The organism is Geobacillus sp. DSP4a, assembly GCF_013096875.1.
GTDB lineage: Bacteria > Bacillota > Bacilli > Bacillales > Anoxybacillaceae > Geobacillus > Geobacillus thermophilus.
This window is the reverse complement of sequence record NZ_SDLD01000106.1, coordinates 1-1,847: the sequence shown is the minus strand read 5'-3', so window position 1 is coordinate 1,847 and position 1,847 is coordinate 1. Positions and strand designations below refer to the sequence as shown.

Here is a 1,847-nt window from a genome sequence, read left to right as displayed (position 1 = left end):
GGTAGCGTCAAAAGTTCTATGAAAACTCCACACAGATCATCCCATTGAGCATCGTGGGGCATGCGGAGGGCCGGATTCGCCCTTGACCAACACCCGCCAAAGGTGCGGAAGAGTCGTCAAGGGCGACGGGGACAAAAAAGAAGGCAATAAGAAAGCCGCCCTTGCCATGACCGAATTTTACCTTTGGCGGTGTTCGGTTGGTCAAGGGTTCGCTTCGCCGAATCCGGCAGGAGTTCTGTTCAACGGGCTCCGGAGGACAAAAAAGTCAGGCCGCCTCTTGTTGGAGAAACGCTTGTGCCATGGCGATCAGCTTCGTCCACCGGGCCGGCATATGCGGAAGATCCGCCAGTTCCGGGATGACGACCGGCACCCGGCCTTCGAGCGCGCTGTGTGGGCGCAGAAAGTTGAAATACGCCACAAACAGCGTCACAAAGGACACCGAGCCTTCTTCCGCACCAAACCCATGGGTCGGGCGGTAGTTGCCTTTAAAGGTCCGGTTGAATCGCTCGATGATCTGCTTGAGAGGGCGAAACTCTTCCGAGACCGGATCCTCATTGGTCAGCCCGATCACTTGGCGGACGTCAAATGAAATCCCGTGTTGGGCGAAGAAGTGTTGCGCCAGCAGGTAAATCGGGTTGCCATCCACGACGAACGACAAGTCGTCTGGGAGGGACGCTAGCTTCCTGAGGACATCATCGATGGCCTTGATGGCCGAGAGCGTGTCCCGGTTGGGCGAGACGCGATACGACAGCACGATCTTTTTGACGGCGTCAAACATAAAGAACAGGTAATGCCAGCGCCCTTTGACGCGAATATACGTCTCGTCCCCGCAAAACGAACCGGACAGCTCATACGGGAACCGGTCGACAAAGGGCTTGATCCAAAGCGCGACGCTGTTGGCGTAGTTGAGCACCGTCTGATGGGAGATCGAGACGCCATGGATGTCCTTCATGGCGGCGGCGGTCTCCCTCGAGGACATCCCAAAGTTGACGTAGTACGTCAACACGAGCCCCAACACGTGCGGCGACGCAGCCAGCCGGGACAAATCGACCTTCGGCTTGATGAGCGACGAGGAAGCCAACGGGAGAAAGTCAAACAAGAACTCTCGAAACAAATACCGCACCTTGAAGGCTTGAGGATCCTGTTGAAACTGTTGGCGCTCCTTCTTCGTCATCCGGCGAAGGTTGGCCTGGTAAAACGGGCAAGCGTTGTTCTTGCACTTATAGATGTTGTATTCTTTGCGTTCCTTGATTTTTTCCAGCGTCTTTTTGCAGTGCGGGCAGCGAAAGACCGCTTGCTTGGTGAACCGATTTCGGTGGTTGAACCGGCACTGGCACACTTTGCATTGGTATTGCCCTTTTCCGCCGTTATTGGCGTACAGGTAAGAAGAGGGAGCCTGGCAGCGAGGGCAGGTCAACGAATCCGGAACACGGTGTTTCGCATTCGCGCGGCGCTGGATGGGCCGTAAAGGACGTCCGTGCTGGGCTTCATAGTCTGCCAACAGCTTCCGGTAATCAAGGGTTTCCGGCACATCGATGATCGGAAGGTCATCGACCTGAAGTTTCCGGTACGGCTTTTGGATGGGTTCGTCCAAGTCCTCGAGATTCAAGGATTTTCCCACGATCACACCCATCAAATACACAATGATTTGATATTGGGTCTTGATTATTTCGAGCAAATAGGCTAATAATTGAGGTAACAAAGCTTGTCACTCCTTTGTTTTGGCTGTTGGGTGTCGTTACCTCAATGATGGCCGAAAACAACGGGGGTGGCAAGCTTTTTTTCTTCCAACCGTTGAAACTCAAGGGAAAACCGTGAGTGTGGAGGATAAACTTTTGACAATACCT

At 54.0% G+C, this 1,847-nt stretch carries 1 protein-coding gene; it reads right to left on the bottom strand.

Annotated features, from left to right (window positions below; all coding sequences use genetic code 11):
- Window positions 1–265: 265 nt before the first annotated feature.
- Window positions 266–1,702, bottom strand: a complete 1,437-nt coding sequence (locus tag ETC02_RS16475) for a DDE-type integrase/transposase/recombinase (protein WP_047817981.1) — start codon at window positions 1,700–1,702, stop codon at window positions 266–268.
- Window positions 1,703–1,847 lie beyond the last annotated feature (145 nt).